The 23,489-nt window shown below is 66.3% G+C and carries 19 protein-coding genes and 1 riboswitch; of the genes, 12 read left to right on the top strand and 7 right to left on the bottom strand.

Features of this window, described 5'->3' with window-relative positions; translation table 11 throughout:
* Positions 1 to 3 precede the first annotated feature (3 nt).
* The 3 genes from ACIQCM_RS02515 (at position 4) to ACIQCM_RS02505 (ending at position 2,788) form a co-directional block, all read left to right on the top strand.
* A complete protein-coding gene (locus ACIQCM_RS02515) occupies positions 4 to 663 on the top strand; it encodes an ATP-dependent Clp protease proteolytic subunit (RefSeq protein WP_058267539.1) in 660 nt (219 codons plus the stop codon).
* 175 nt (positions 664 to 838) lie between these two features.
* Positions 839 to 2,119, top strand: a complete 1,281-nt coding sequence (gene clpX / locus ACIQCM_RS02510) for an ATP-dependent Clp protease ATP-binding subunit ClpX (RefSeq protein WP_400603446.1) — start codon at positions 839 to 841, stop codon at positions 2,117 to 2,119.
* Between the two features lie 36 nt (positions 2,120 to 2,155).
* Positions 2,156 to 2,788, top strand: coding sequence for a disulfide bond formation protein DsbA (locus ACIQCM_RS02505; RefSeq protein ID WP_400603447.1), 633 nt, complete (start codon positions 2,156 to 2,158; stop codon positions 2,786 to 2,788).
* Between the two features lie 289 nt (positions 2,789 to 3,077).
* Here the strand turns inward: ACIQCM_RS02505 and valS are convergent, their stop codons facing one another.
* Complete coding sequence (gene valS, locus ACIQCM_RS02500; RefSeq protein ID WP_400603448.1) at positions 3,078 to 5,696, bottom strand: valine--tRNA ligase; 2,619 nt, start codon at positions 5,694 to 5,696, stop codon at positions 3,078 to 3,080.
* 70 nt (positions 5,697 to 5,766) lie between these two features.
* Between valS and ACIQCM_RS02495 the strand changes: the two genes are divergently transcribed.
* Positions 5,767 to 6,528 (top strand): SDR family oxidoreductase, encoded by a 762-nt coding sequence (locus tag ACIQCM_RS02495; RefSeq protein WP_400603449.1) that lies wholly within the window; start codon positions 5,767 to 5,769, stop codon positions 6,526 to 6,528.
* A 7-nt stretch (positions 6,529 to 6,535) separates the two neighbouring features.
* Here ACIQCM_RS02495 and ACIQCM_RS02490 read toward each other — a convergent pair whose 3' ends face one another.
* The 4 genes from ACIQCM_RS02490 to ACIQCM_RS02475 all read right to left on the bottom strand — a co-directional run bounded on the left by ACIQCM_RS02490 (position 6,536) and on the right by ACIQCM_RS02475 (position 9,510).
* The gene (locus ACIQCM_RS02490) at positions 6,536 to 6,922 is read right to left on the bottom strand and encodes a hypothetical protein (RefSeq protein ID WP_400603450.1); all 387 of its coding nucleotides are present in this window, start codon (positions 6,920 to 6,922) and stop codon (positions 6,536 to 6,538) included.
* A 137-nt stretch (positions 6,923 to 7,059) separates the two neighbouring features.
* Positions 7,060 to 7,767, bottom strand: coding sequence for a response regulator (locus ACIQCM_RS02485; RefSeq protein ID WP_400603451.1), 708 nt, complete (start codon positions 7,765 to 7,767; stop codon positions 7,060 to 7,062).
* Complete coding sequence (locus ACIQCM_RS02480; protein ID WP_400603452.1) at positions 7,757 to 8,992, bottom strand: sensor histidine kinase; 1,236 nt, start codon at positions 8,990 to 8,992, stop codon at positions 7,757 to 7,759. The genes ACIQCM_RS02485 and ACIQCM_RS02480 overlap by 11 nt, the downstream gene beginning before the upstream one ends.
* Complete coding sequence (locus tag ACIQCM_RS02475; RefSeq protein WP_400603453.1) at positions 8,965 to 9,510, bottom strand: hypothetical protein; 546 nt, start codon at positions 9,508 to 9,510, stop codon at positions 8,965 to 8,967. Before ACIQCM_RS02475 ends, ACIQCM_RS02480 begins: the two co-directional genes overlap by 28 nt.
* 419 nt (positions 9,511 to 9,929) lie before the next feature.
* On the opposite strand from ACIQCM_RS02475, the gene ileS reads away from it, so the two are divergent.
* Genes ileS through ndk form a run of 4 tightly spaced genes read left to right on the top strand, consistent with a single transcriptional unit; the run spans position 9,930 to position 15,556 of the window.
* The gene (gene ileS, locus ACIQCM_RS02470) at positions 9,930 to 13,247 is read left to right on the top strand and encodes an isoleucine--tRNA ligase (protein WP_400603454.1); all 3,318 of its coding nucleotides are present in this window, start codon (positions 9,930 to 9,932) and stop codon (positions 13,245 to 13,247) included.
* Positions 13,248 to 13,251: 4 nt separating this feature from the next.
* Positions 13,252 to 14,622 (top strand): bifunctional folylpolyglutamate synthase/dihydrofolate synthase, encoded by a 1,371-nt coding sequence (locus ACIQCM_RS02465; protein ID WP_400603455.1) that lies wholly within the window; start codon positions 13,252 to 13,254, stop codon positions 14,620 to 14,622.
* A gap of 2 nt (positions 14,623 to 14,624) precedes the next feature.
* Positions 14,625 to 15,095, top strand: coding sequence for a DUF4233 domain-containing protein (locus ACIQCM_RS02460; protein WP_400603456.1), 471 nt, complete (start codon positions 14,625 to 14,627; stop codon positions 15,093 to 15,095).
* A 41-nt stretch (positions 15,096 to 15,136) separates the two neighbouring features.
* Positions 15,137 to 15,556 carry a nucleoside-diphosphate kinase gene (gene ndk, locus ACIQCM_RS02455; protein WP_400603458.1) on the top strand — a complete coding sequence of 140 codons (420 nt, stop codon included), beginning with the start codon at positions 15,137 to 15,139 and terminating at the stop codon, positions 15,554 to 15,556.
* Between the two features lie 131 nt (positions 15,557 to 15,687).
* On the opposite strand, the gene ACIQCM_RS02450 is transcribed toward ndk, so the two are convergent.
* Together ACIQCM_RS02450 and ACIQCM_RS02445 are read right to left on the bottom strand one after the other, a co-directional pair.
* Positions 15,688 to 15,975 (bottom strand): hypothetical protein, encoded by a 288-nt coding sequence (locus ACIQCM_RS02450; RefSeq protein WP_400603460.1) that lies wholly within the window; start codon positions 15,973 to 15,975, stop codon positions 15,688 to 15,690.
* A 146-nt stretch (positions 15,976 to 16,121) separates the two neighbouring features.
* A complete protein-coding gene (locus ACIQCM_RS02445) occupies positions 16,122 to 16,772 on the bottom strand; it encodes a vitamin K epoxide reductase family protein (RefSeq protein ID WP_400604271.1) in 651 nt (216 codons plus the stop codon).
* Positions 16,773 to 17,309: 537 nt separating this feature from the next.
* Here ACIQCM_RS02445 and ACIQCM_RS02440 point away from each other — a divergent pair.
* The 4 genes from ACIQCM_RS02440 (at position 17,310) to rpmA (ending at position 23,420) form a co-directional block, all read left to right on the top strand.
* Complete coding sequence (locus ACIQCM_RS02440) at positions 17,310 to 20,723, top strand: Rne/Rng family ribonuclease (RefSeq protein ID WP_400603461.1); 3,414 nt, start codon at positions 17,310 to 17,312, stop codon at positions 20,721 to 20,723.
* Between the two features lie 118 nt (positions 20,724 to 20,841).
* Positions 20,842 to 20,939: riboswitch (TPP riboswitch) on the top strand.
* Positions 20,929 to 22,452, top strand: a complete 1,524-nt coding sequence (locus ACIQCM_RS02435; RefSeq protein WP_400603462.1) for a bifunctional hydroxymethylpyrimidine kinase/phosphomethylpyrimidine kinase — start codon at positions 20,929 to 20,931, stop codon at positions 22,450 to 22,452. (Overlaps the previous riboswitch by 11 nt.)
* Before the next feature lie 334 nt (positions 22,453 to 22,786).
* On the top strand, positions 22,787 to 23,095 hold the full coding sequence (rplU, locus tag ACIQCM_RS02430) for a 50S ribosomal protein L21 (protein ID WP_003803420.1): 309 nt from the start codon (positions 22,787 to 22,789) through the stop codon (positions 23,093 to 23,095).
* Positions 23,096 to 23,156: 61 nt separating this feature from the next.
* A complete protein-coding gene (gene rpmA / locus ACIQCM_RS02425; RefSeq protein ID WP_400603463.1) occupies positions 23,157 to 23,420 on the top strand; it encodes a 50S ribosomal protein L27 in 264 nt (87 codons plus the stop codon).
* Positions 23,421 to 23,489 lie beyond the last annotated feature (69 nt).

Genomic DNA, 23,489 nt, shown 5'->3' with positions numbered 1-23,489 from the left:
AACATGAACTACAACTTCGGGTGGTCCGCCGGTAATCTTCCGTCCAGCCGCTACGTCCTGCCCCAGTTCGAGGAGCGCACTCCTTATGGCTTCAAGCGCCAGGATCCGTACACCAAGCTGTTCGAGGACCGCATCATCTTCCTCGGCGTGCAGGTGGACGATGCCTCCGCAGACGACATCATGGCCCAGTTGCTGGTCCTGGAGTCCACGGACCCGGACCGCGACATCACCCTGTACATTAACTCGCCGGGCGGTTCGTTCACCGCGATGACGGCGATCTATGACACTATGCAGTACATCCGCCCCGAGATCCAGACTGTCTGCCTCGGCCAGGCCGCCAGCGCGGCTGCTGTCCTGCTCGCAGCCGGCACCCCCGGTAAGCGCCTGGCCCTGCCGAACGCCCGTGTGCTCATCCACCAGCCGGCCCTCTCCGGCGGGCAGGGCGGCCAGGCGTCGGACCTCGAAATCCAGGCCGCCGAGGTCATGCGGATGCGTTCCTGGCTCGAGGACACGCTGGCGCACCACTCCGGACGCACGTCCGAGCAGGTCAACAACGACATCGAGCGCGACAAGATCCTTACCGCGGAAGAGGCCCACGCATACGGCCTGATCGACCAGGTGCTGGATTCCCGCAAGATCAAGCCCCAGGCAATCACCCGCTAGCAGCAAACACGCGCCGGTGCGGCCAGTTCTTTTGGCCGCACCGGCCTTTTCCTTCCACCCTTGGGCACCGATGTGACCTAGAGTGGATATCGTCACAAACCGGTCCATGCAGGCCGGTGAAGTTTCCAGCAACGGGGCAAGGCTGCCTGGCAGCACGATACTAAGGGGTTCACATATGGCTCGGATTGGCGAGAGCACGGATCTGCTGAAGTGCTCTTTCTGCGGAAAGAGCCAGAAGCAGGTGCGCAAGCTCATTGCCGGGCCCGGTGTCTACATCTGCGATGAGTGCATTGAGCTTTGCAACGAAATCATCGAGGAGGAACTGGCCGAGGTTGCGGACCTCGGCAGTTTTGAACTTCCCAAGCCCCGGGAAATCTTCGACTTCCTGCAGGAATACGTCATTGGCCAGGAACCTGCCAAGCGCTCCCTGGCCGTCGCCGTGTACAACCACTACAAGCGCATCCAGGCCGGCCACGCGCCCAAGGCCGGGACGCTGGCTGACGGCGGCCATCACGACGACGTCGAAATCGCCAAGTCGAACATCCTCCTGATCGGCCCCACCGGCTGCGGCAAGACCTACCTCGCGCAGACCCTTGCCCGGCGCCTGAACGTTCCGTTCGCCGTCGCCGACGCCACCGCCCTGACCGAAGCCGGCTACGTGGGCGAGGACGTTGAGAACATCCTCCTCAAGCTCATCCAGGCAGCCGACTACGACGTCAAGAAGGCCGAACAAGGCATCATCTACATCGACGAGATCGACAAGATCTCGCGCAAGAGCGAAAACCCGTCCATCACCCGGGATGTCTCCGGCGAGGGCGTCCAGCAGGCGCTGCTGAAGATCCTTGAGGGGACCGTGGCATCCGTGCCCCCGCAGGGCGGCAGGAAGCACCCCCACCAGGAATTCATCCAGATCGACACCACCAACGTGCTGTTCATCGTGGCGGGGGCTTTCGCAGGTCTTGAGGAAATCATCGGCTCCCGCTCGGGCCGGAAGGGCATCGGCTTCGGTGCCCCGCTGAATGAGGCCAGCAAGAAGGTGGACTCCTATGGTGAAGTCATGCCGGAGGACCTCCTGAAGTTCGGCCTCATCCCTGAATTCATTGGCAGGCTCCCGGTCATCACCACTGTCTCCAACCTGGACCGGGATGCCCTGATCCAGATCCTTTCCACGCCCAAGAATGCGCTGGTCAAGCAGTACCAGAAGATGTTCCAGATTGACGGCGTGGAGCTGGTGTTCGACGACACCGCCCTGGAAGCCATCGCGGAGCAGGCCCTCGAACGCGGCACCGGGGCACGCGGCCTCCGCGCCATCATGGAAGAAGTCCTGCTCCCGGTCATGTTCGACCTGCCCAGCCGCGAGGATGTGGCCAGTGTGGTCATCACCCGTGACGCAGTCCTCAACGGCGCCGAACCCACCATCGTTCCGCACGCGGCCAAGAGACGGAAGTCCGCCTGAACTCCCGGCCGCCCACTGCCTACCAAGGAGTTTCCCATGCCTGAACCTGTCAAGAACCGCGCCGATTTCTGGTTTGACCCGGCCTGCCCCTTCGCCTGGGTTACCTCCCGCTGGATCGGTGAGGTGGAGTCCGTCCGCGACATCGAGACCGTGTGGCACGTCATGAGCCTGTCCGTACTGAACGAAGGCCGGGACCTGGAACCCGGTTACCGCGAAGCCATGGACAACGCCTGGGGTCCCGTCCGGGTGATCATCGCTGCCCAGCAGGAGCACGGCCCCGAAACCGTCAAGCCGCTCTACGACGCCATGGGCACCATGATCCACGAGGCGGGCGAAAAAGACCGTTCGGTAGTCATCAGCAAAGCACTGGCTGAATGCGGACTCCCGGCGTCCCTGGCAGAGGCGGCCACCACGGATGCCTACGACGGCCCGCTCCGGACCAGCCATGAAGAAGGTATCTCCCTGGTGGGCCAGGACGTGGGCACACCCATCGTGGCCTTCAACGGAACCGCCTTTTTCGGGCCGGTCCTGACCCGGATTCCCCGCGGTGAAGAAGCCGGAAGACTGTGGGACGCCGCCACCATCCTGGCCGGTTACCCGTCCTTCTTCGAGCTCAAGCGCAGCCGCACCGAGAGCCCCCGGTTCGACCAGGAAACTACTGCCATGTAGTTACTCCAGGGCCCTTGCGCACGCGCAGCGCCAGGACCACAATGGTTCTTACCCACTTCGAAAGAAGCGGGACGCAGGAACCAAAGATTCAGTGATATGTATTTCCGGCGCAGCCATCGGCAAAGCCGGATACAAGCTACCAGTGACGTGGTAGGAAGACCTGGAGTTCGGCGGATCCTGCCAGACCATCAGAGTCGTCACCGGATGGCCGAAAAAGTCGAAGCCCCACCAACGGCAAAACGCTGATGGGGCTTCCCCTTTGCCCGAAAACAGGCCAGTTCGAACGTGGCTAGGCGCCGGCTGCTTCCTCGGGAGCGGCCAGGACCACGTCGCTGACGGACAGTTCGCCGTCGCCGGCCACCAGGGTCAGCTCACGGGCGTTGGACGCCGCCTTCAGGTCGTTCAGGCCGGCTTTGAGCTGCGCGGTCAGGGACTCGGAAGCGGTGATGGTGGCAGAGAGCACCTCGGTGCGCTGCTTGACCTTGGCCTCGGACTTTGCCTTCCGGACGCCGCTCAGGGCAGTGCCCACCGTAGCCAGCATGGTGGTGTCGCCGTCCACCGCGACGGGCGCCGGCCAGGCTGCCCGGTGCACCGAACCGCGGCGCCACCAGCTCCACACCTCTTCGGTGGCGAAGGGCAGGAACGGGGCGAACAGGCGCAGCAGCGTGTCCAGGGTAGTGGCCAGGGCCGCCAGGACGGAAGCCTGCTCCGCCTCACCGGCGGCACCGTATGCGCGGTCCTTGATCAGTTCCACGTAGTCGTCGGTGAACTGCCAGAAGAACGACTCCGTGATCTGCAGCGCCCGGGCATAATCGTAGTTCTCGAACGCCTTGGTGGCCTGCGCCGTTACGTCGGAGAGCTGGGCCAGCAGCGCGCGGTCAAGCGCGTTGGACAGCACGGACAGGTCCGTGCCAACCACAGAGTCCTCGGTGGCACCCAGGTTCAGCACGAACTTGGAGGCATTCAGCAGCTTGATGGCCAGGCGGCGGCCGATCTTCATCTGTGCGATTTCGTAGGCTGTGTCCGCCCCGAGCTTCGCGGAGGTGGCCCAGTAACGGACCGCGTCGGAGCCATACTCGTTCAGGACGTCCGTAGGTACCACCACGTTGCCCTTGGATTTGGACATCTTCTTCCGGTCCGGGTCCAGGATCCAGCCGGAGATCGCGGCGTGCTTCCACGGAGCGCTCTTCTGCAGGGCGTCCGCGCGGACCACGGAAGAGAACAGCCAGGTGCGGATGATGTCGTGCCCCTGGGGGCGCAGGTCGAACGGGTAGACCTTGGCGAACAGTTCCTCGTCGCGGGTCCAGCCGCCCACGATCTGCGGGGTCAGCGCAGAGGTTGCCCAAGTGTCCAGGACGTCGGCGTCGCCGGTGAAACCGCCGGGGACATCGCGCTGCGTTTCCTGGTAGCCGGGGGCTGCGTCGGCTGCGGGGTCAACCGGCAGTTGTTCATCGGAGGGCAGGATGGGCGCGTCGTAGTCCGGGTTGCCATCGGCGTCCAGCGGGTACCAGACGGGGATCGGCACGCCGAAGAAGCGCTGGCGGGACACCAGCCAGTCGCCGTTGAGCCCCGAAATCCAGTTTTCAAAGCGGGACCGCATGAACGCGGGGTGGAATTCAATCTCGCGGCCGCGGCCGATCAGCCGTTCGCGCCGGTCCTCGTCCCGGCCGCCGTTGCGGATGTACCACTGGCGCGAGGTGACAACTTCCAGGGGCTTGTCGCCCTTTTCGAAGAAGTTCACCGGGTGCATGATTTTCTTCGGTTCGCCGTCCAGGAGGCCCTCGGCGGCCAGGAGCTCCACCACGCCTTCCTTGGCGCTGAACACGGTCTTTCCGGCGATCGACGCGAACGCGGCACGGCCGGCCTCAGTGGTGATCCAGTCAGGCGTCTCGCCGATGATGCGGCCGTCGCGGCCCACGATGGCGCGGGTAGGCAGCTGGAGTTCCCGCCACCAGGTCACGTCGGTCAGGTCGCCGAAGGTGCACACCATGGCGATGCCGGAACCCTTGTCCGCCTTGGCCAGCGGGTGGGCCTTGACCTCAACCTGGACGCCGAAGACCGGGGACGTGACAGTCTTGCCGAACAGCGGCTGGTACCGTTCGTCATCGGGATTTGCCACGAGTGCCGCGCAGGCCGCGAGGAGCTCGGGACGGGTGGTTTCGATGTAGACCTTTTCCCCGTCTTCGGTGAAGAACGGGTAGCGGTAGTAGGCACCGGCCACCTCGCGGTCCTCAAGCTCTGCCTGCGCCACGGCCGTGCGGAAGGTGACGTCCCACAGCGTAGGGGCCTCGGCCATGTAGGCATCTCCGGCGGCCAGGTTGGCCAGGAACGCCCGCTGGGACACCTCGCGGGAAACGTCGTCGATGGTCCGGTACGTCAACTGCCAGTCCACGGAGAGGCCAAGCTGCTGGAACAGGCTTTCGAAGACCTTCTCATCCTCCACAGCCAGTTCTTCACACAGCTCGATGAAGTTCCGGCGGGACACGACGTCGAAATCGCGCTGGTTCTTCGCCGGCTGGGCAGGCGGGCGGTAATCCGCGTTGTAGGGGATGGCAGGGTCGCAGCGGACGCCGTAGTAGTTCTGCACGCGGCGCTCGGTGGGCAGGCCGTTGTCATCCCAGCCCATGGGGTAGAACACGTTCTTGCCGGTCATGCGCTGGTAGCGTGCCAGGACGTCCGTCTGGGTGAAGGAGAACATGTGCCCCACATGCAGGGACCCTGACGCCGTGGGCGGGGGAGTGTCGATCGAGTAGACCTGTTCCCGGGTGGTGTCGGGGTTGAACTTGTAGGTCCCTTCGGCGAGCCAGCGCTGGGTGAGCGAGGCTTCCAGGCCTTCGAGGGCCGGCTTGTCCGGAACGTTGATGGGGGCGGTGGTGGGCGTGTCTGTACCCTGCGTGTCTTCAGCCATTGGGCAATTCTTTCATGCTCTCTTGCTCCCGCAGAACCCGGGGCCGGCCCGGTCCCGCTAGGGTGGTGCCATGACTGACGAATTGCAGAACAAGACAGCTTTGGTGACCGGCGCCAGCAGCGGAATCGGCGAAGCAACCGTCCGGGCACTGCGGGCCGATGGATGGACCGTTTACGCCGTGGCGCGGCGGGCGGAAAGGCTTGCGGCGCTGGCGGCTGAAACCGGCGCCGTCGCGCTTCCTGCGGACATTGCAGAGGACGACGACGTCGCACGCCTCCTCGCGCAGGTCACCGAAACCGGGGGCATCAGCACACTGGTAAACATTGCGGGAGGCGCCCGCGGCGCCGACACGGTGGGTTCCGCGGACACCGAAGACTGGGAATGGATGTACCGGGTCAATGTCCTGGGCACCATGAAGCTCACCCGTGCGTTCCTGCCGATGCTGCGCGCCCACGGGGAAGGTACCGTGCTCAACCTGACGTCCACGGCCGGGCTGGCCGCATACGAGGGCGGCGGCGGATACAACGCCGCAAAGTTCGCCCAGCACGCCATGACGGGCGCGCTCCGTCTGGAAGAAGCCGAAAACAATATCCGGGTGGTCGAGGTTGCCCCCGGATTAGTGCAGACCGAGGAGTTCGCCCTCAACCGGCTGGGCGACCGCCAGGCGGCGGCGAAGGTCTACCAGGGCGTGGAAAAGCCGCTCACCGCCGAAGACGTGGCGGATGTGGTGCGGTACGCCGTGAGCGTGCCGCACCACATCAACCTGGACCAGATCGTCATCAGGCCGGTGGCGCAGGCGGCCAACTACAAGCTGATCCGGAAGCAGGGCTGAGGCCGGCTCAGAAGGCCCGGTACGCGTACAGCATGGTGTAGCCGGTGTTCTGGACCCGGACGTTCTGCCCGAACCACCAGGCCTCGCGGCAGCGGGTGCTGTAGGCAGGCACCCAGTTCTGTTCGGGGCTGGCGAAGCTGGCGTACAGCGTAAAGCTGCCCCAGCTGGCTCCATAGTTGGTCACGCAGATCCGGGAGGAACCCCAGACGTTGGTGCTGACGTAGGTGGACGAGCCCGGAGCGACGAGGCCGTCAGCCTGCGCGGCGCCGGCGCCGGCGCCCGCCAGGGCTGCGGCGAGGGCGACACCCGCCACGGCCCTCCTGAATCCGCGGCGCCCCTTAGGGGCCCGCGCGGTCGGAGGGATGTTCACGCTGGGGGCTGCTGGAATGGTCATTGCTTGTCCTTTGCAGGTCCCGGGGGCTTCCGGTTGAGGCCCCGCGATGCCTCAACTGTGCGCTTCCGGGCAGTCAGGATCGTCAGGCTCCAGGCGTATTTGCGCCATACGTCCGCAGGCGTAGGGGCGGGCCCGGGCTAAGCTCCCTGCCAGGGGGCGCCCGGGCGGGCGAGGCCGCTTTCGTAGGCGAACGCCACGGCCTGGGCGCGGTCGCGCAGTCCCAGCTTGGCAAAGATCCGGCCCACATGGGTCTTGACGGTGGCTTCGCTGAGGAACAGTCTGCCCGCGATGTCCGCGTTACTGAGCCCGGTGGCCATGGCGGCAAGGATTTCCTGCTCGCGCCGGGTAAGCCGGGCAAGCTCCGCAGGCGGAGGCAGGACGTCGGGGGCGCGGTCCGCGAACTGGGCTATCAGCGCCCGGGTAACCGCGGGGTCCAGCCAGCCCTCACCCCGAGCCAGTGCACGCACCGCCTCCGCCAGGCTTTCCGGAGCCGCGCTTTTGAGGAGGAAGCCGGAAGCGCCGGCCCGCAGCGCGGCATAGAGCTGTTCGTCGCCGTCAAAGGTGGTCAGCACCAGGACCGGCAGTGGCCGCGCGTCCGCCAGGAACGCGTCCGAGGTCAGCTCCCTCGTTGCCGACACCCCATCGAGTACGGGCATGCGCAGGTCCATCACTACGACGTCGGCAATGCCGCGCCGGGCGGCGTCCACGCCTTCGCGGCCGTTTCCGGCCTGCCCGGCAACCGTGATGCCCGGCTCCGCCCCCAGGAGCATGGCCAGGCCGGCGCGCACCAGGGGTTCGTCATCGACCAGCAGGACGCGGACCGGCGGCACAGGGTCACCGCCCACGGCCGGCTGCCGGCTCAGGACCCGCCGGGCGGTTGGAACCTGGGAATGCGGCCTCCACAACGAATTCGTCGCCGCGGCGGCAAGCGTCGAGCCGGCCGTCAGCTGCCTTCACGCGTTCCGCCATCCCGATCAACCCGTGGCCGGTGGACAGCGGGTGATCCCGGCGTTCCGGGGCGCAGCGGTTACGGACCTCCAACCGCACCCCTGAGGCCTGCCAGTGCAGGAACACGCTGACAGTGTGGCCCGGGGCCGCATACCTGGACGCGTTGGTAAGGGCTTCCTGCACCACCCTGTAGGCGGAGACATCCACCCCCGGTTCCAGTGGGACGGGGTCCCCGGTGACCCTAAGGTGCACGCGGATCCCGGCCTGCTCCGCGTCCCTGAGCAGAGGACCAAGCCGGGAAAGACCGGGCAGGTGCTGGGGCGGGGTGTCTCCGCGGGCCGCCGAAGCTGCCGCCGGGCCCTCATGCAGGAGTCCCAGCATCCTTCGCAGTTCGACGACGGCCTCGTTCCCCAGCAGGGCGACATTCTCCAGGGCCGCGGCAGCCTGTTCAGGGTTTGCCTGCATGACGCGGGCGGCACCGGCGGACTGCAGCACCATGAGGCTGACGGCATGGGCCACCACATCGTGCAGTTCGCGGGCTATCCGGGAGCGTTCCTCCCGGATGGCACGTTCTGCGGCGTGCCTGGCCGCCAGCCGGCGCTGCTCAACGCTCCAGGCGACCCACCTGCCCAGTCCGAAGACGGCAAGGGTGATAACCACACCGCCCAGCGCGCCGACGGTGGCCGCCTCAAGGTCCTGCCCGAAGCCGCCCCTGCCCACTTCCACAGCGGTGTTGAGTGCAATGAGGGCGCAGGCCGCCGCGGCTGCGGCAATGGCAGTGCTGCGCCTGCATAGGAGGGCGGCCGCGTACAAGGCCAGCCAGACACTGAACAGCGGAACAAAGCCCGGTACCAGCACACTCATGGCGGCGCTTCCGGCTGCAACGGCTGCGAAAACACCCGCCGGACGGCTGCGGCGGAACAGCAGGGGAACGTACAGGAGCGCCACCAGCCAGGGAACAAGCGCGGCACCGCCGGGATGGGGTGCAGACACCTTGTCCCAGGACAGCAGCAGCTCCAGCAAATAGCACAGGACGACGGCGGCGGCATCACCCAATTGCCGCCAGCGGCGCCGGTTTCCCCCGCCGCGGTGCATCAGCAGCCGCCGAAAATGAAGCACCACCACATCCGGAATTCCTCATCCCCTGACCCGGCGGACGGACGGACCAGGCCCTGGCGCAGAGCTTCTTCACGGGCCGCCACCGGACCCAGGACCGCGCCGGGGTCCCACTCCGGGGGGCCCTGGACTTCGAGACCTTCAGCCGTCCCGCCCGGCGCATCAGCGGGACCGAGCGTTTCCGGGTAGGGCGCCGGCAGCCCGGACAGCTGGGCAAGCCAGACCAGGGCGCCGCGTTCGGTGCCGTCCGCCGCCGGCGGGATCACTTCGATCCTCCTGGGCTTGATCCGCTCAATGGCAGCAGCGTCCAGCGGTATGTGTTCGGGTGCAGCCAGCAGGACTTCGAAGCGGGCCAGGCCATCCGTGGTCCAGCCGGTACTGCCGCGGACAGCCACCAGCTGCGGTGACAGGAGCTCGCCCCAGGCAAGATGCCCGGCGACAGCGTCCTCACTGCGCGTGTCCTGAATGGAGACAATTACCTCCTCCGGACCGGGGTATGCAGCTGCTTCTTCTTCGTATGGCATGGCATCCTCCCCTTTGGACCCTGATACCTGCAGTATTTCCCCTGGCAGGCGCGGCGTCCAGACTTCAGGATGGGCGGCCCGCCGGGTCCGCCGGCGGCTGATGTTTTCGACATCCGCCGTCCGGGCACCCTAAACTGGAACGAGCAGCGTCGACCCGGCTATCACCGGCGAGCTTCCGGAAGAACACGCCGGCCACCACTTGGTGGCCCGTCGCCAGTAGAACCGGACGGGTAAGCCCGTTACAGCAGTAATGAGCGGCCGGCCGGCCCGTTCCTCCGGGAGCAGGCGGCGCCGGTAAGTGAGGTGGTACCGCGGTTCACGTGCAGTCCGGAAAGGCAGCACGGCAGCCGTCCTCGCATCCTGAACGGAATCCCCGGCGGCTGCCGGAGGTTCGCCCAGCCCAACCCAGGATGTCGAGAATGACGTATTACCCCAAGGCCTCAGCCTCCAGCAGTACTTCCCCCAGTGGCGCCGGCGTTTCCGCCTCCGTGAAGTTTCCGGAGATCGAAGAACGCATCCTGAAGTACTGGGCCGAGGACGGAACGTTCCAGGCCAGCATCGACCAGCGCAGCGCGGACGCCCCCGGCGGAGCCCCCGGCAGCAACGAATTCGTTTTCTACGACGGCCCTCCCTTCGCCAACGGGCTGCCGCACTACGGGCACCTGCTCACCGGTTACGCCAAGGACCTGGTGGGACGCTACCAGACCCAGCGCGGCAAGCGCGTCGAGCGCCGGTTCGGATGGGACACCCACGGCCTGCCCGCCGAACTTGAAGCCATGAAGCAGCTGGGGATGACGGACAAGACCCAGATCGAAACCATGGGCATCGACAAGTTCAACGACGCCTGCCGCGCCTCTGTCATGAAGTACGCCGACGAGTGGCGTGACTATGTGACCAGGCAGGCCCGCTGGGTGGACTTCGACAACGACTACAAGACGCTCAATGTCGAGTACATGGAGTCCGTCCTCTGGGCGTTCAAGCAGTTGCACGACAAGGGCCTGACGTACAACGGCTACCGCGTCCTGCCGTACTGCTGGAAGGACGAGACGCCGCTGTCCAACCACGAACTGCGCATGGACGACGATGTCTACAAGAACCGCCAGGACCAGACCGTCACCGTCACGTTCCCCATCCTGGCGGGGGAGTCGGAGCTTTCGCAGCAGCTCGCCGGCGTACAGGCGCTCGCCTGGACCACCACGCCCTGGACGCTGCCCACCAACGCCGCGCTCGCCGTCGGCCCTTCCATCACGTACGCAGTGCTGCCCGCCGGGCCCACCGGGATCAAGGCTGCCGCTGCCGATGCGCCCGTTACGGGAAGTTTCCTGCTGGCCGTTGACCTGCTGCCGGCATATGCCAAGGACCTGGGCTACGAGGACGCCGCCGCAGCAGCCGCTGCGATCAGCTCGACGCACACCGGCTCCGAACTGGCCGGCCTGGCCTACCGGCCGCTGTGGCTGGACTTCAGCGACAACGAAAAATACGGCATGGACAACGCCTGGCGGATCCTCGCCGCGGACTACGTCACCACCACCGACGGTACGGGCATCGTCCACCAGGCGCCGGCGTACGGTGAAGACGACCAGAAAATCTGCGAAGAGGCCGGCATTCCGGTGATCCTCTCTGTCGATGAGGGCGCCAAGTTCCTGCCGCTCTTCAAGCACGGCGACCTGCACGACATCGCGGGACTGCAGGTCTTCGAAGCGAACAAGCCCATCACCCAGGTACTCCGCGCCCAGGGCCGGCTGGTCAAGCAGGCCAGCTACGAGCACAGCTACCCGCACTGCTGGCGGTGCCGCAATCCGCTGATCTACCGCGCCGTCTCCTCCTGGTACGTGGAGGTCACCAAGTTCAAGGACCGGATGTCCGAACTGAACCAGGAGATCAACTGGATCCCCGGCAACGTCAAGGACGGCCAGTTCGGCAAATGGCTGGAAAACGCACGCGACTGGTCCATCAGCCGCAACCGCTACTGGGGCAGCCCCATTCCGGTGTGGCAGTCCAGCGACCCCGAATACCCGCGCACCGACGTCTACGGCTCACTGGCCGAAATCGAGGCGGACTTCGGACGGCTGCCGCTGAACAAGGATGGCCAGGTGGACCTGCACCGGCCGTTCATCGACGAACTGACCCGGCCCAACCCGGACGATCCCCGCACGCCCGAAGAGGGCCAGTCCGTCATGCGCCGTGTTGAGGATGTGCTGGACGTCTGGTTCGATTCAGGCTCCATGCCGTATGGCCAGGTGCACTACCCGTTCCAGAACGAAGCCTGGTTCGACACCCACAACCCCGCCGACTTCATCGTCGAGTACATCGGGCAGACCCGTGGCTGGTTCTACATGCTGCACATCCTCTCGACGGCCCTGTTCGACCGGCCGGCGTTCCGCAACGTCATCAGCCACGGCATCGTGCTTGGCTCCGACGGGCAGAAGATGTCCAAGAGCCTGCGCAACTACCCGGACGTGTCCGAGGTCCTGGACCGCGACGGGTCCGACGCCATGCGCTGGTTCCTGATGTCCAGCCCGATCCTCCGCGGCGGCAACCTGATCGTCACCGAACAGGGCATCCGCGACGGCGTCCGCCAGGTCATCCTGCCGCTGTGGAACGTGTACAGCTTCTTCACGCTCTACACCAACGCGGCGAACGGCGGTGGAGGCTACGACGCGAAGCTGCGCTATGGCGGCTACGCCGACACCCTGGACCAATACCTGCTGGCACACACCGGCGAGCTGGTACGGACCATGACCGCCAAGCTGGACGAGTACGACATTTCCGGTGCCTGCGACGCGCTGCGCGGCTACCTGGACATGCTGACCAACTGGTACGTCCGGCGCAGCCGCCAGCGGTTCTTCGACGAGGACCACGATGCCTTCGACGCGCTCTTCACAGCCCTGGAAACCGTTACCCGGACGGCAGCATCCTTGCTGCCCCTGGTTTCGGAGGAGATCTGGCGCGGACTGACAGGCGGCCGTTCGGTGCACCTGGCAGACTGGCCGGATGCCAGCCTGTTCCCGGCCAACCCGGAGCTGGTCGAAGCCATGGAGCGGGTCCAGCAGATCTGCTCCACGGGCTCGTCGCTGCGCAAGGCCGCGAACCTGCGCGTCCGCCTGCCGCTGCAGGAACTGACTGTGGTGGCACCCGGCGCGGATGCGCTGGACGGGTTCGCCGCCGTCGTCGCCGATGAACTGAACCTGCGCTCGGTCCGCCTGCTGGACGCGGCCACGGCCGCTCCGGAGGAATTCGGCATCCAGCAGAAGCTGGTGGTCAACGCCCGCGCGGCCGGCCCGCGACTGGGCAAGAACGTCCAGACGGCTATCAAGGGCTCCAAGTCCGGCGACTGGTCAGTCTCGGATTCCGGCGTTGTGACCGCCGGGGGCCTGGAGCTGGAACCGCAGGAGTACGCCCTGGAGACCGTGGTGGCTGAGTCCGGGGGCGTCTCCGCGTCGGTGGCGGTGCTGCCCGGCGGCGGCTTCGTGGTCCTCAACACCGAGGTCACCCCGGAGCTGGAAGCCGAGGGCCTGGCCCGCGACATGGTCCGCGCCATCCAGCAGGCCCGCAAGGATGCCGGACTGAACGTCAGCGACCGGATCCGGACCTCTGTGTCCGCCCGTCAGAACGTGGTGGACGCACTGCTGGCCAATGCAGAGCTGGTCAAGGGGGAAACGCTGAGCGTGGACCTCACCGCCGAACCGGCGGACCTTGACGAGCCTGCCGTCATGGTGTCGAAAGTGGAGGCCTGACCACATGTCCGAACACACGCCCGACGAATTTTCGGTCGAAAGCGTCTACGCCGAACTGCTGGGACGCGCGCCGGAGAACAAAATGGAGCCCCGGCTCGCACCGCTCTTCCGCGCCATGGACGTGCTGGGCGAGCCCAACAAGGCGTTCCCGATCATCCACATCACCGGAACCAACGGCAAGACGTCCACCTCCCGCATGATCGAATCGGTGCTGCGCGCCCACGGCCTGAGCACCGGACGCTACACCAGCCCGCACCTGTCCAAGGTGACCGAACGCATCAGCATTGACGGGCACCCGGTCCCGGATGAGACATTCGTCCGGATCTGGGACGAAATCCGCCCGTACCTGCAGATCGTGGACGCGGAGCTGGAGGCCGAAGGCCAGCCGCGCCTGACCTACTTCGAGTGCCTTACCATCCTGGCATTCGCCGTGTTCGCGGACCAGCCGGTGAACGTGGCCGTCATCGAGGTTGGCCTTGGCGGCATCACCGATGCCACCAACGTTGGCGACGGCCAGGTTTCGGTGGTCACGCCGATCTCCCTGGACCATACGGACCTGCTGGGCGACACCACGGAGGACATCGCGCACGAAAAGGCCGGGATCATCAAGCCCGGCGGCTACCTCATCAGTGCCGCCCAGCCACTGGACGCCGCCCAGGTGCTGCTCGAGAAAGCCAAGGACGTAGGGGTGCCGTTCCGCTTTGAAGGCGTGGAGTTCGGCGTCGAATCCCGGACGGTTGCCGTCGGCGGCCAGATGGTGACCGTCCAGGGCATCGCCGGCCGCTACCCCGACCTGTTGGTGCCCCTCCACGGTGCCCACCAGGCCCAGAATGCCGCCGTGGCCATCGCGGCGCTGGAGGCGTTCTTCGGCGGCGGGAAGGAGCTGGACTTCGCAGTGCTGCAGGAAGGCTTCGCTGAGGTGACCTCACCGGGCCGGCTGGAGGTAGTGCGGACCGCACCCACTATCATCGTGGACGCCGCGCACAACCCGGACGGCATCAAGGCCTCGGCCGCCGCCCTGCAGGAAGCCTTCACCTTCACCCGGCTGGTGCCGGTGGTCGGGGTGCTGAAGGAAAAAGACGCCGAAGAGATCCTGCGCCAGCTGAAGGAGTCCCTGGGGGAGGTTGCGGAAGAATACTGCTTCACGCAGTCCAATTCGCCGCGCGCAGTGCCTGCCGCGGAGCTGGCCGAACTCGCAGTGGACCTGGGCTTCGGCGAGGACAACGTGCACATCGCTGAGAAGCTCGACGACGCCATCGAGTGGGCCGTCGAACGGGCCGAGGCGAACGACGACCTGTCCGGCGGCGTGCTGGTCACCGGCTCCATCACCCTGGTGGCCGAAGCCCGCATCCTGCTCGGGAAGACGGAGGCATAGCGATGGCCAGGCTCACCAAGGCCCAGCGCGAATGGCGGCCGGGCATGCCGAAGAAACGGCGCTCCACCAAGGTCATGTTCGCGTCCTCCGTGCTCCTGCTCGAAGCGTTCGTGATGTTCTTTGCCACACTGGCGGTCTTCGGCCTGCGGCGCGGCGAGATTTCCCCTGTCCTCATCCTGTCCGTGGGCATTTGCCTCAGCCTGGTGATGGTGGCAGCGTGCGCTTTCCTCAGCCGGCCGTGGGGCATCGGCCTGGGCTGGGCGCTGCAGGCGGTGCTGATCCTCACCGGCTTCATTGAACCGGCCATGTTCCTGGTGGGCGCCATGTTTGCGCTCGCCTGGTGGTACGGCATCCGGACCGGAATCAGGCTGGACCGTGAAGGAGCCCAGCGCGAACGGGAACAGGCCGAGTGGGAAGCGGCACATCCTGACCAGGCAGGCCATGGCCAGGCGCATCCGGACCAGGCCCCGTAGACTAATTTCCGAAATCCCCCCAAAAACGCATTGGAGCAGTTGTGACCACTGAGCGCACCCTCGTCCTGATTAAGCCAGACGGCGTCGCCCGTAACCTGACCGGCGCCATCCTCGGCCGGATCGAAGCCAAGGGCTACACCCTGGCAGAACTCAAGAAGGTGGACGCCACCCGCGAACTGCTCGAGCAGCACTACGAAGAGCACGTAGGCAAGCCGTTCTACGAGCCCCTCGTGGAGTTCATGCTCAGCGGCCCGGTGGTGGCTGCGATCTTCGAGGGGCACCGGGTCATCGAAGGCTTCCGTTCCCTGGCCGGCACCACGGACCCGACGACGGCGGCCCCCGGCACCATCCGCGGCGACTTCGGCCGCGACTGGGGCCTGAAGGTCCAGCAGAACCTGGTGCACGGCTCCGACTCCACCGAGTCAGCCGAACGCGAGATCAAGATCTGGTTCCAGGACTGATGCTCCGTGCCCCGGCAGCCACGCCGGGGATGGACGGACAGGTGATCCGGGCAGCCGGAGCCGCCTGTCCGTCCCACAGGACTCCAGCCCGGCACCCGCAGCTCCAGCTGCGGGTGCCAGGCTGTTTGACGTTAAAGATCGTCGCAGCCAAGCCCGGGGAAGATGTGCCAGGGGCCCTTGGCCGGTCCCGATTCATTAGCGGCACGGTGCAGGCCCCTGACGTCAGGCTCAAACAGAACCTGGTCGATATCCACGCAGCCACTGGGAGTCATGACGACGTGCTGGTGGGCGTGTTCTCCGCCCAAAGGTGATTGCTCGGCGGCCGGCGGAGTTGCAGCCATGGCCGGCACGCCTGCGCCGCCGGCCAGGCACAGACCCAGCGCCATCGGTATTGCTGCCCTGAAAAGGTTTTTGCGCATTGCAATGGATCCTCTCGTCTGAAGGAATTACCGTCCGCTCCGAACGGTTTCCCGCTGTTGGGAAGTTCCATCAGAACGCCGACATGCTGCCTTGGCACGAGTAGCAGGTACTCATGTTTCGCAGCAGCGGATCCGTAGCCGCAGACCTAGTATCCGGAGGTTCCGGCGAATACCTGGATGAACGCGAAGAAGATCGTGGCAATCACCGCAACATACAGCAAGGCAGTGACCACCCAGCCCGAATCGCCCAGGACGCGGGCCGCCCTGGCCGGAACGGGGATAACCCCGGCAGTGATGTTGCGGATGGTCACCCAGACGAACAGGGGAATCATGGCGGCCCACACCACCATGCAGAACGGGCAGAGGATATTAATGACATAGAGAGCCTGGGACCAGAGCCACACCACGAAGGCGAATCCCAGCGTCACGCCGACCTGCAGGCCAATCCAGTACCACCGCGCGAATGTTGCGCCCGCCAACAAGGCCATGCCGATGGTGATCACCACCGCGAACGCCACAATTCCGATGAACATGTTTGGGAAGCCGAACACCGAACTTTGCCATGTCTGCATGACCTGTCCGCAGGAGATCCACGGGTTTACGTCGCACACCGTAGTGTGGCCGGGGTCCTTGAGGACTTCGAGCTTCTCCAGCACCAGCACGCCGGAGGCAAACCAGCCAACGACGCCGGTAATCACCAGGAGCCAGCCGAACGGCCGGGTGAGGGTCATCGCGGGGACGGACGCGGCGCTCCCGGCGGCCGGGCCGCCTGTCCGGTCCAGTGCGGCCCGGTCCATGGCAGTCCTGTCCGCTGCTGAACCGTCCGCTGCTGAACCGTCCAGTGCTGAACCGTCCAGTGCAGGCGTGCCGTTGGCGGGGGAGATGCTGGGCATTGGCATAGCGTCCTTTTCGTCAGGGTGCTCCTGCCCCGATTGTAACGCCGCGTGCTGGGAGGGCCGTCCAGCCGGGCGGGTCCGGGCCGCGCTTCCGCCCTGTGATTGCCGGGGTGTGAGACAATAAGCGTGGCTGGAAGCCGATCCACATTCGGACTCCGGTCCGGTGGCTTGTTTGCAAGACCGCCAATGATGAGCAGGGCAGGCTTCGGTTTTATTCGGATCAGACTCCCGCGACTCCATTGGGCGGCACCTGGTTGTGGCACGTAGAACAACGGGTTTCAGAACATCCTGCCGGCTCCCAAGGGCTGCCGCACCCCAACGCCGGTGCGAACCTGGGAGTATCCACTTGACTTCTGTCAACGCCTGCGGGTTTTGACAATATTTGCCCCAATGGGTGCCGGATGTGGCGGTACGTCAGGGGCAGGAGTGTTGCCACATATGGAAAATGAACAAGGTTTGGCCGTTAACGAAGATGCTGGTGCGGCGGGGGCCGCAGTTGCCCCCAAGAAGGCCGCCAGGACCCGGCGCAAGGCTGCGCCCGGGAAGGACGCCGCAGAAGTAACGGCAACGGATGGTCCGACTGCGGCCGGGACTGCTCCGGCTGGGTCTGCACCGACCACGTCTGCACCGACCACGTCTGCACCGACCACTTCTGCGCCGGCCGAGGCTGCCGCTGGAGCAGGTTCTGCAGAGGAAACTCCGGTCCCGGCCAAAGCTGCCCCGGCCCGGCGCACGCGGTCCCGCAAGAAGCCGGACGCAGCAGAGCCCGCTGCTGAAACGGCTCAAACAGGTGCGGAAGTTCCCCCGGCCGAGGCAACTGCCCACGAACCTGGCGCGCCGGCAGAATCCAGCCAGGACACCCCAGACGGGCCGGACGCGAAGCCGGTGCGCCGCCGTCGTACGTCAACGCGCAAGGTGCAGGCCGCCACTGGCGCGGAAACGGCGGAAGCCGGCCTTGAACCAGCAGTGGTGGGAGCAGCAGCTGCAGCCACCGCGGTGGAAGCGCCTGCCACCGCACCGTCCGCCGAAGAACCTGTCGCCGCGCCCGGGACAGAGGAACCTGTCGCCGCGCAAGCCGCCACCGCGGAACCCGCCAGCGAAGAACCGGTCGAAGAAACAGCCCCCGCCACAGCGTTTGGCTCGCTGTTCATGGAACCCGGTTCGGCTACCTCGGTCCTGTTCCAGGCCCCGGACCTGAGCACTGTTGCCCGTCCGGCGGCAGCCGCCGTGGAAGCGGACCAGGAAGACGAGGACGAGGACGACTCCGAGGAATCCGGCAACCGGCGCCGCCGCCGCAGCCGGGGCCGTCGGGGCCGCAGCCGCTCTGACCGCGACGTCGAAACCGTGGACGGCCAGGAAGGCTCAGACACCACGGACGGCGCCGACGAGGACTCCACCGGGCCGGCCGAGGATGGCGTGGTGACGTCCCGCCGCCGGCGCCGCCGCCGTCGTGGCGACCAGGACCTTGAACTCACCGGCGGCGAGGACGATGACCCGCCCAACACGGTGACCCGCGTCCGCGCCCCCCGCTCCGTAAGCGACGTTCCGGCCAGCAACCGCGTCACCAGCGTCAAGGGTTCCACCCGACTGGAGGCCAAGAAGCAGCGCCGCCGCGAATCGCGGGACACCGGCCGCCGCCGCACCGTCATCACTGAGGCCGAGTTCCTGGCTCGCCGGGAATCCGTGGACCGCCAGATGATCGTCCGCCAGCGCGATGACAGAATCCAGATCGGCGTCCTGGAAGACGGCGTGCTGGCAGAGCACTTTGTCTCCAAAACCCAGCAGGACTCGCTGATCGGCAACGTTTACCTGGGCAAGGTCCAGAACGTGCTGCCCTCCATGGAAGCTGCGTTCGTGGACATCGGACGCGGCCGAAACGCCGTCCTTTACGCCGGCGAAGTCAACTGGGACGCCGTGAACCTCGAGGGCAAGCAGCGCCGCATCGAAAACGCGCTGAAGTCCGGGGATACCGTGCTGGTCCAGGTCACCAAGGACCCGGTGGGCCACAAGGGCGCGCGCCTCACCAGCCAGATTTCGCTGCCGGGGCGCTACCTGGTGTACGTTCCGGGCGGCTCCATGACCGGCATCTCCCGGAAGCTGCCGGACGTGGAACGCAACCGCCTCAAGCGCATCCTCAAGGACCGCCTCCCGGAGCACGCCGGGGTCATCGTGCGTACGGCCGCCGAAGGCGCCTCCGAGGAAGAGCTGACGCACGACATCAACCGCCTCCGCGCGCAGTGGGAGGGCATCGAGAGCCAGTCCAGGTCCACCAAGATTCTTGCCCCGGAACTGCTCTACGGCGAACCTGACCTGACCATCAAAGTGGTCCGTGACGTCTTCAACGAGGACTTCTCCAAGCTCATCGTTTCCGGCGAGGAAGCCTGGGACACCATCGAGGCCTACGTGACCTATGTGGCCCCGGACCTGGTGGGCCGGCTGGAAAAATGGACCCAGGACCAGGACATCTTCTCCGCCTGGCGCATCGACGAGCAGATCCACAAGGCCCTGGAACGCAAGGTCTTCCTGCCCTCGGGCGGCTCTCTGGTGATCGACCGGACCGAAGCCATGACCGTGGTGGACGTCAACACCGGCAAGTTCACGGGCAGCGGCGGAAACCTGGAAGAGACCGTCACCAAGAACAACCTTGAGGCAGCCGAGGAAGTGGTGCGCCAGCTGCGCCTCCGGGACATCGGCGGCATCATCGTCATCGACTTCATCGACATGGTGCTCGAGTCCAACCGCGACCTGGTCCTGCGCCGCCTGGTGGAGTGCCTGGGCCGTGACCGCACCAAGCACCAGGTTGCCGAGGTCACCTCGCTCGGCCTGGTCCAGATGACCCGCAAGCGCATGGGCACCGGACTCCTGGAAGTCTTCGGTGAGCAGTGCGAGGCCTGCGCAGGCCGCGGCATGATCACCCACGACGATCCCGTGGAGCACCGCCGCGCCAACACTGTGGCCGCCGAACACCACGTTCACCGCGCCGACAACCGCGGCGAGGCCAGGGGGGAGGGGTCCCGCAACGAGAACCAGCGCGGCGACGCCAACCAGCCGGGCGGTCGCCCGGAGCGCAAGCGCCGGCGCGGACGGGGCGGCCAGCAGGTTGAGGCAACACCGGCACCCGCGGTCCAGGTCCACACGGTCCACCCGGACCCTTCGGATGCCGAACGCCACGCCAAGGCAGAAGCTACCCGCCTGGCCCTGGCCAACATTGCCGCAGCCGCCCACGCAGCGCACCTGCACGATGACGAGGTGGCCGCAGGCAAGCAGGCAGCGTCGGCTCCCGCTGCCGGGCCCGTTCCCGCTGGACGCGGCGAAGAGGCGGAAAAGAGCGACGCCGGTGCTTCCGCCCGGCCCGCAGCCGTCCTCACCTTTGGCGGCGAGAAGGTCGCGCTGCCGTTCGTGGAGCACACGGAAGAGCAACAGCCCCAGCCCTCACTGTCCCTGGACCGGCTGGCCGAGGCGTTCGCCCACCTGGGTGAGCCTGCCCGGCAGCCTGACGCCGTGCCCGCCGTTGCGGACGCTGACTCCGCCGCGCCGGCCCCTTCGGCTGCTCCAGCTGCTGCGGCTCCGGCAGTTGCGGCCGCCGAAAAGGACTACTCCGACCACACGCTTGAGCAGTCCCGCCAGCGCAGGCCGCGGCGCAACCGCAGCGCCAGCCGTGCCCAGGGCGCAGCCAACGCAACCACGGTGGAGCAGCACGAAAACGTGCCCGCCCCGGCTGCCGGGCACTCCCACGCGGCCAAGGCTCCGGAGCCTGCACCGGCCGCCGCGCCGGGAACCGCCCGGCCCGCCGGGAAGCGGGCCGAGGAGCCCATCATCCTGGGTGTCGGTGTGCCGGCGTCGGAGCTGTAGTTCCGCGCAAACGCCCTCCGGAAGTCCCCGTCTCATGGACGCTGCCCCTTGAACTACAGGGGGAGTTGTTCATAAGGCGGGGATTTCTGCGTCCGGGACGGCAAGAGGACTAGGCTGGGAAACCGACACGGGGTGCCGCGCAGAGGGCCGGCTGAGATCCAGACCCGTTGAACCTGTCCGGTTAGCACCGGCGAAGGGATGTCTCTTGTCGTCGACCACTGTCCAGCTGCAACCGCCGGAAACCACTGCCACAGTGCGCAGCGTTCCGCGGGTCCTGTCCATTGCGGGTTCCGATCCCTCCGGCGGCGCGGGCATCCAGGCGGACCTGAAGAGCATCGCCGCCCTCGGTGGCTACGGAATGGCTGCCATCACCGCGCTCACTGCGCAAAACACCCGTGGCGTGCGTGCGGTGCATGTTCCGCCCGCAGCCTTCCTTGCACAGCAGCTGGACGCCATCAGCGAAGACATCACCGTGGACGCGGTCAAGATCGGCATGCTGGGGGAGGCCGCGGTGATTGAGGTGGTCCGGACCTGGCTCGAAAAGGCGCGCCCGGCCGTCGTCGTCCTCGATCCGGTGATGGTTGCCACCAGCGGTGACCGGCTCCTTCAGGAGTCCGCCGAGGCCGCGCTGGGGGACCTGTTGCCGCTGGCCGACCTCATCACCCCCAACCTGGCCGAACTTGCCCTCCTGGCAGGCGGCGGGCTGCAGTCGACCTGGGTCGGCGCGCTGGACCAGGGCCGCTGCCTTGCCCGGACCACGGGAGCCACCATCCTGGTTAAGGGCGGCCACCTCGCCGGCCGGGACTGCCCGGATGCCCTGGTGGATACGTCCGGCCGACTGTCGGCGGAGGTGGTGGAACTGCCGGGGGAGCGGATCGCTACGCGGAACAGCCACGGTACGGGCTGCTCGCTGTCGTCGGCCATGGCCACGATGCAGGCCCGGCTGGGTGACTGGGAAGCGTCGCTGCGGGAGGTCAAGCCGTGGCTCGCGGGCGCCCTCGCCGCTTCGGATCGGCTCTCCGTGGGAACCGGCAACGGGCCCGTGCACCATTTCCACCACCAGCCGGTTTTCCGGGCGGAGGGCTCCTTCGCCCAACAGCTTTGGGCTGACGCCGAGGATCACCTCGGGCAAATCCACGCCCTGCCGTTCATTCGGTCGCTGGCCGCCGGCACCCTGCCCGAAAGCGAATTCGCGTATTACCTCGCCCAGGATGCCATCTACCTGGCCGGGTACTCCCGCGTGCTGGCGAGGGCCAGTGCGCTGGCCCCCACGGAGGCGGAACAGCTCTTCTGGGCCAGGTCCGCGCAGCAGTGCCTTGAAGTTGAATCCGGGCTGCACCGGTCCTGGCTGAACACGAGGCCTGCCCAGGGCGGACTTGGCCCCGTGACCAAGGCGTACGTGGACCACCTGACTGCGGCGTCGGCGTCGGGCAGTTATGCGGTACTGGCCGCTGCGGTCCTGCCCTGTTTCTGGCTGTATGCGGAGGTGGGGCGGACTCTGCACGCAGCTTTCGTGGCAGCGGGTGAGCCAGCAGGCCATCCGTACGCCGAATGGCTGCGCACCTACGCGGACGAGGCCTTCGCGGCGGCAACGCGCCGGGCGGTGGGGATTGTGGATGATGCCGGCCGGAACGCGTCTGAGACCGACAGGGCTGCCATGGCGACGGCGTTCCGGCAGTCCTGCCGCCTGGAAGTGGATTTTTTCGACGCGCCGCGCCTTCATTGCTGACCCCGGCGGGGCCCCGCCGCGGCTAATATAGTGACGCACGGTCCCGGCGCCGGAGCAACCTGTGGCCACTATCACAGACGACCCGCCGGAACCAGCCTCATTTGCGGCCGAAGCCAAAACTAGCGTATTCTAGATCTTCGGTGCTTACGCCAACACTTGGGTTATGACCCTGGGGGGCCGCCGCGTGTCCAGGACATGCAGCGGAATCTTCCGGGATAGCTCACGGGTTCCCCCGGGAAATCCACGGCGTTGAGGCACAGCGGAAACCCAGCCATTCAGCGCCGGGTGCCGCACGCAAATTTAGTAATAAACGTCGAGAGAAGTGAGTTCCCAAGTGGTGTACGCGATTGTCCGCGCAGGCGGCCGCCAAGAGAAGGTTTCCGTTGGAGACTTCGTTACCCTGAACCGCGTCGCCGGTGGAGCCGGCAGCACCATTGAGCTGCCCGCACTGCTCCTGGTAGACGGTGACAAGGTCACCTCCGCCGCTGCTGACCTGGCCAAGGTGACTGTTACGGCTGAGATCCTCCAGGACCTCCGTGGTCCTAAGATTGTCATCCAGAAGTTCAAGAACAAGACCGGTTACAAGAAGCGCCAGGGTCACCGCCAGGAACTGACCAAGGTCAAGATCACCGGCATCAAGTAACCACCGGTTACTGTTCAGCTTTTTCAGCAGATTCCCCAGAATTTAGAGGCAGGCATTTCAGATGGCACATAAAAAGGGCGCGAGCTCCACTCGCAACGGTCGTGACTCCAACGCTCAGTACCTCGGCGTGAAGCGCTTCGGCGGCCAGGTTGTTTCCGCAGGCGAGATCATCGTCCGCCAGCGCGGCACCCACTTCCACCCGGGCGCCGGCGTTGGCCGTGGCGGCGACGACACCCTGTTCGCACTGACCCCGGGCGCCGTTGAATTCGGCACCCGCCGCGGTCGTCGCGTCGTCAGCATCGTTGCTGCTGCAGCTGCAGAGTAACAAACAGTTCTGAAGCGGTGGAGCGGGCCATACGGTCCGCTCCACTGTTCTTTTAACCGCATTACAATC

It is taken from the genome of Pseudarthrobacter sp. NPDC092439 (assembly GCF_044754945.1).
Lineage (GTDB): Bacteria > Actinomycetota > Actinomycetes > Actinomycetales > Micrococcaceae > Arthrobacter.
Note: the sequence above shows the minus strand (reverse complement) of the source record. Positions and strands in the feature narration are given on the sequence as shown.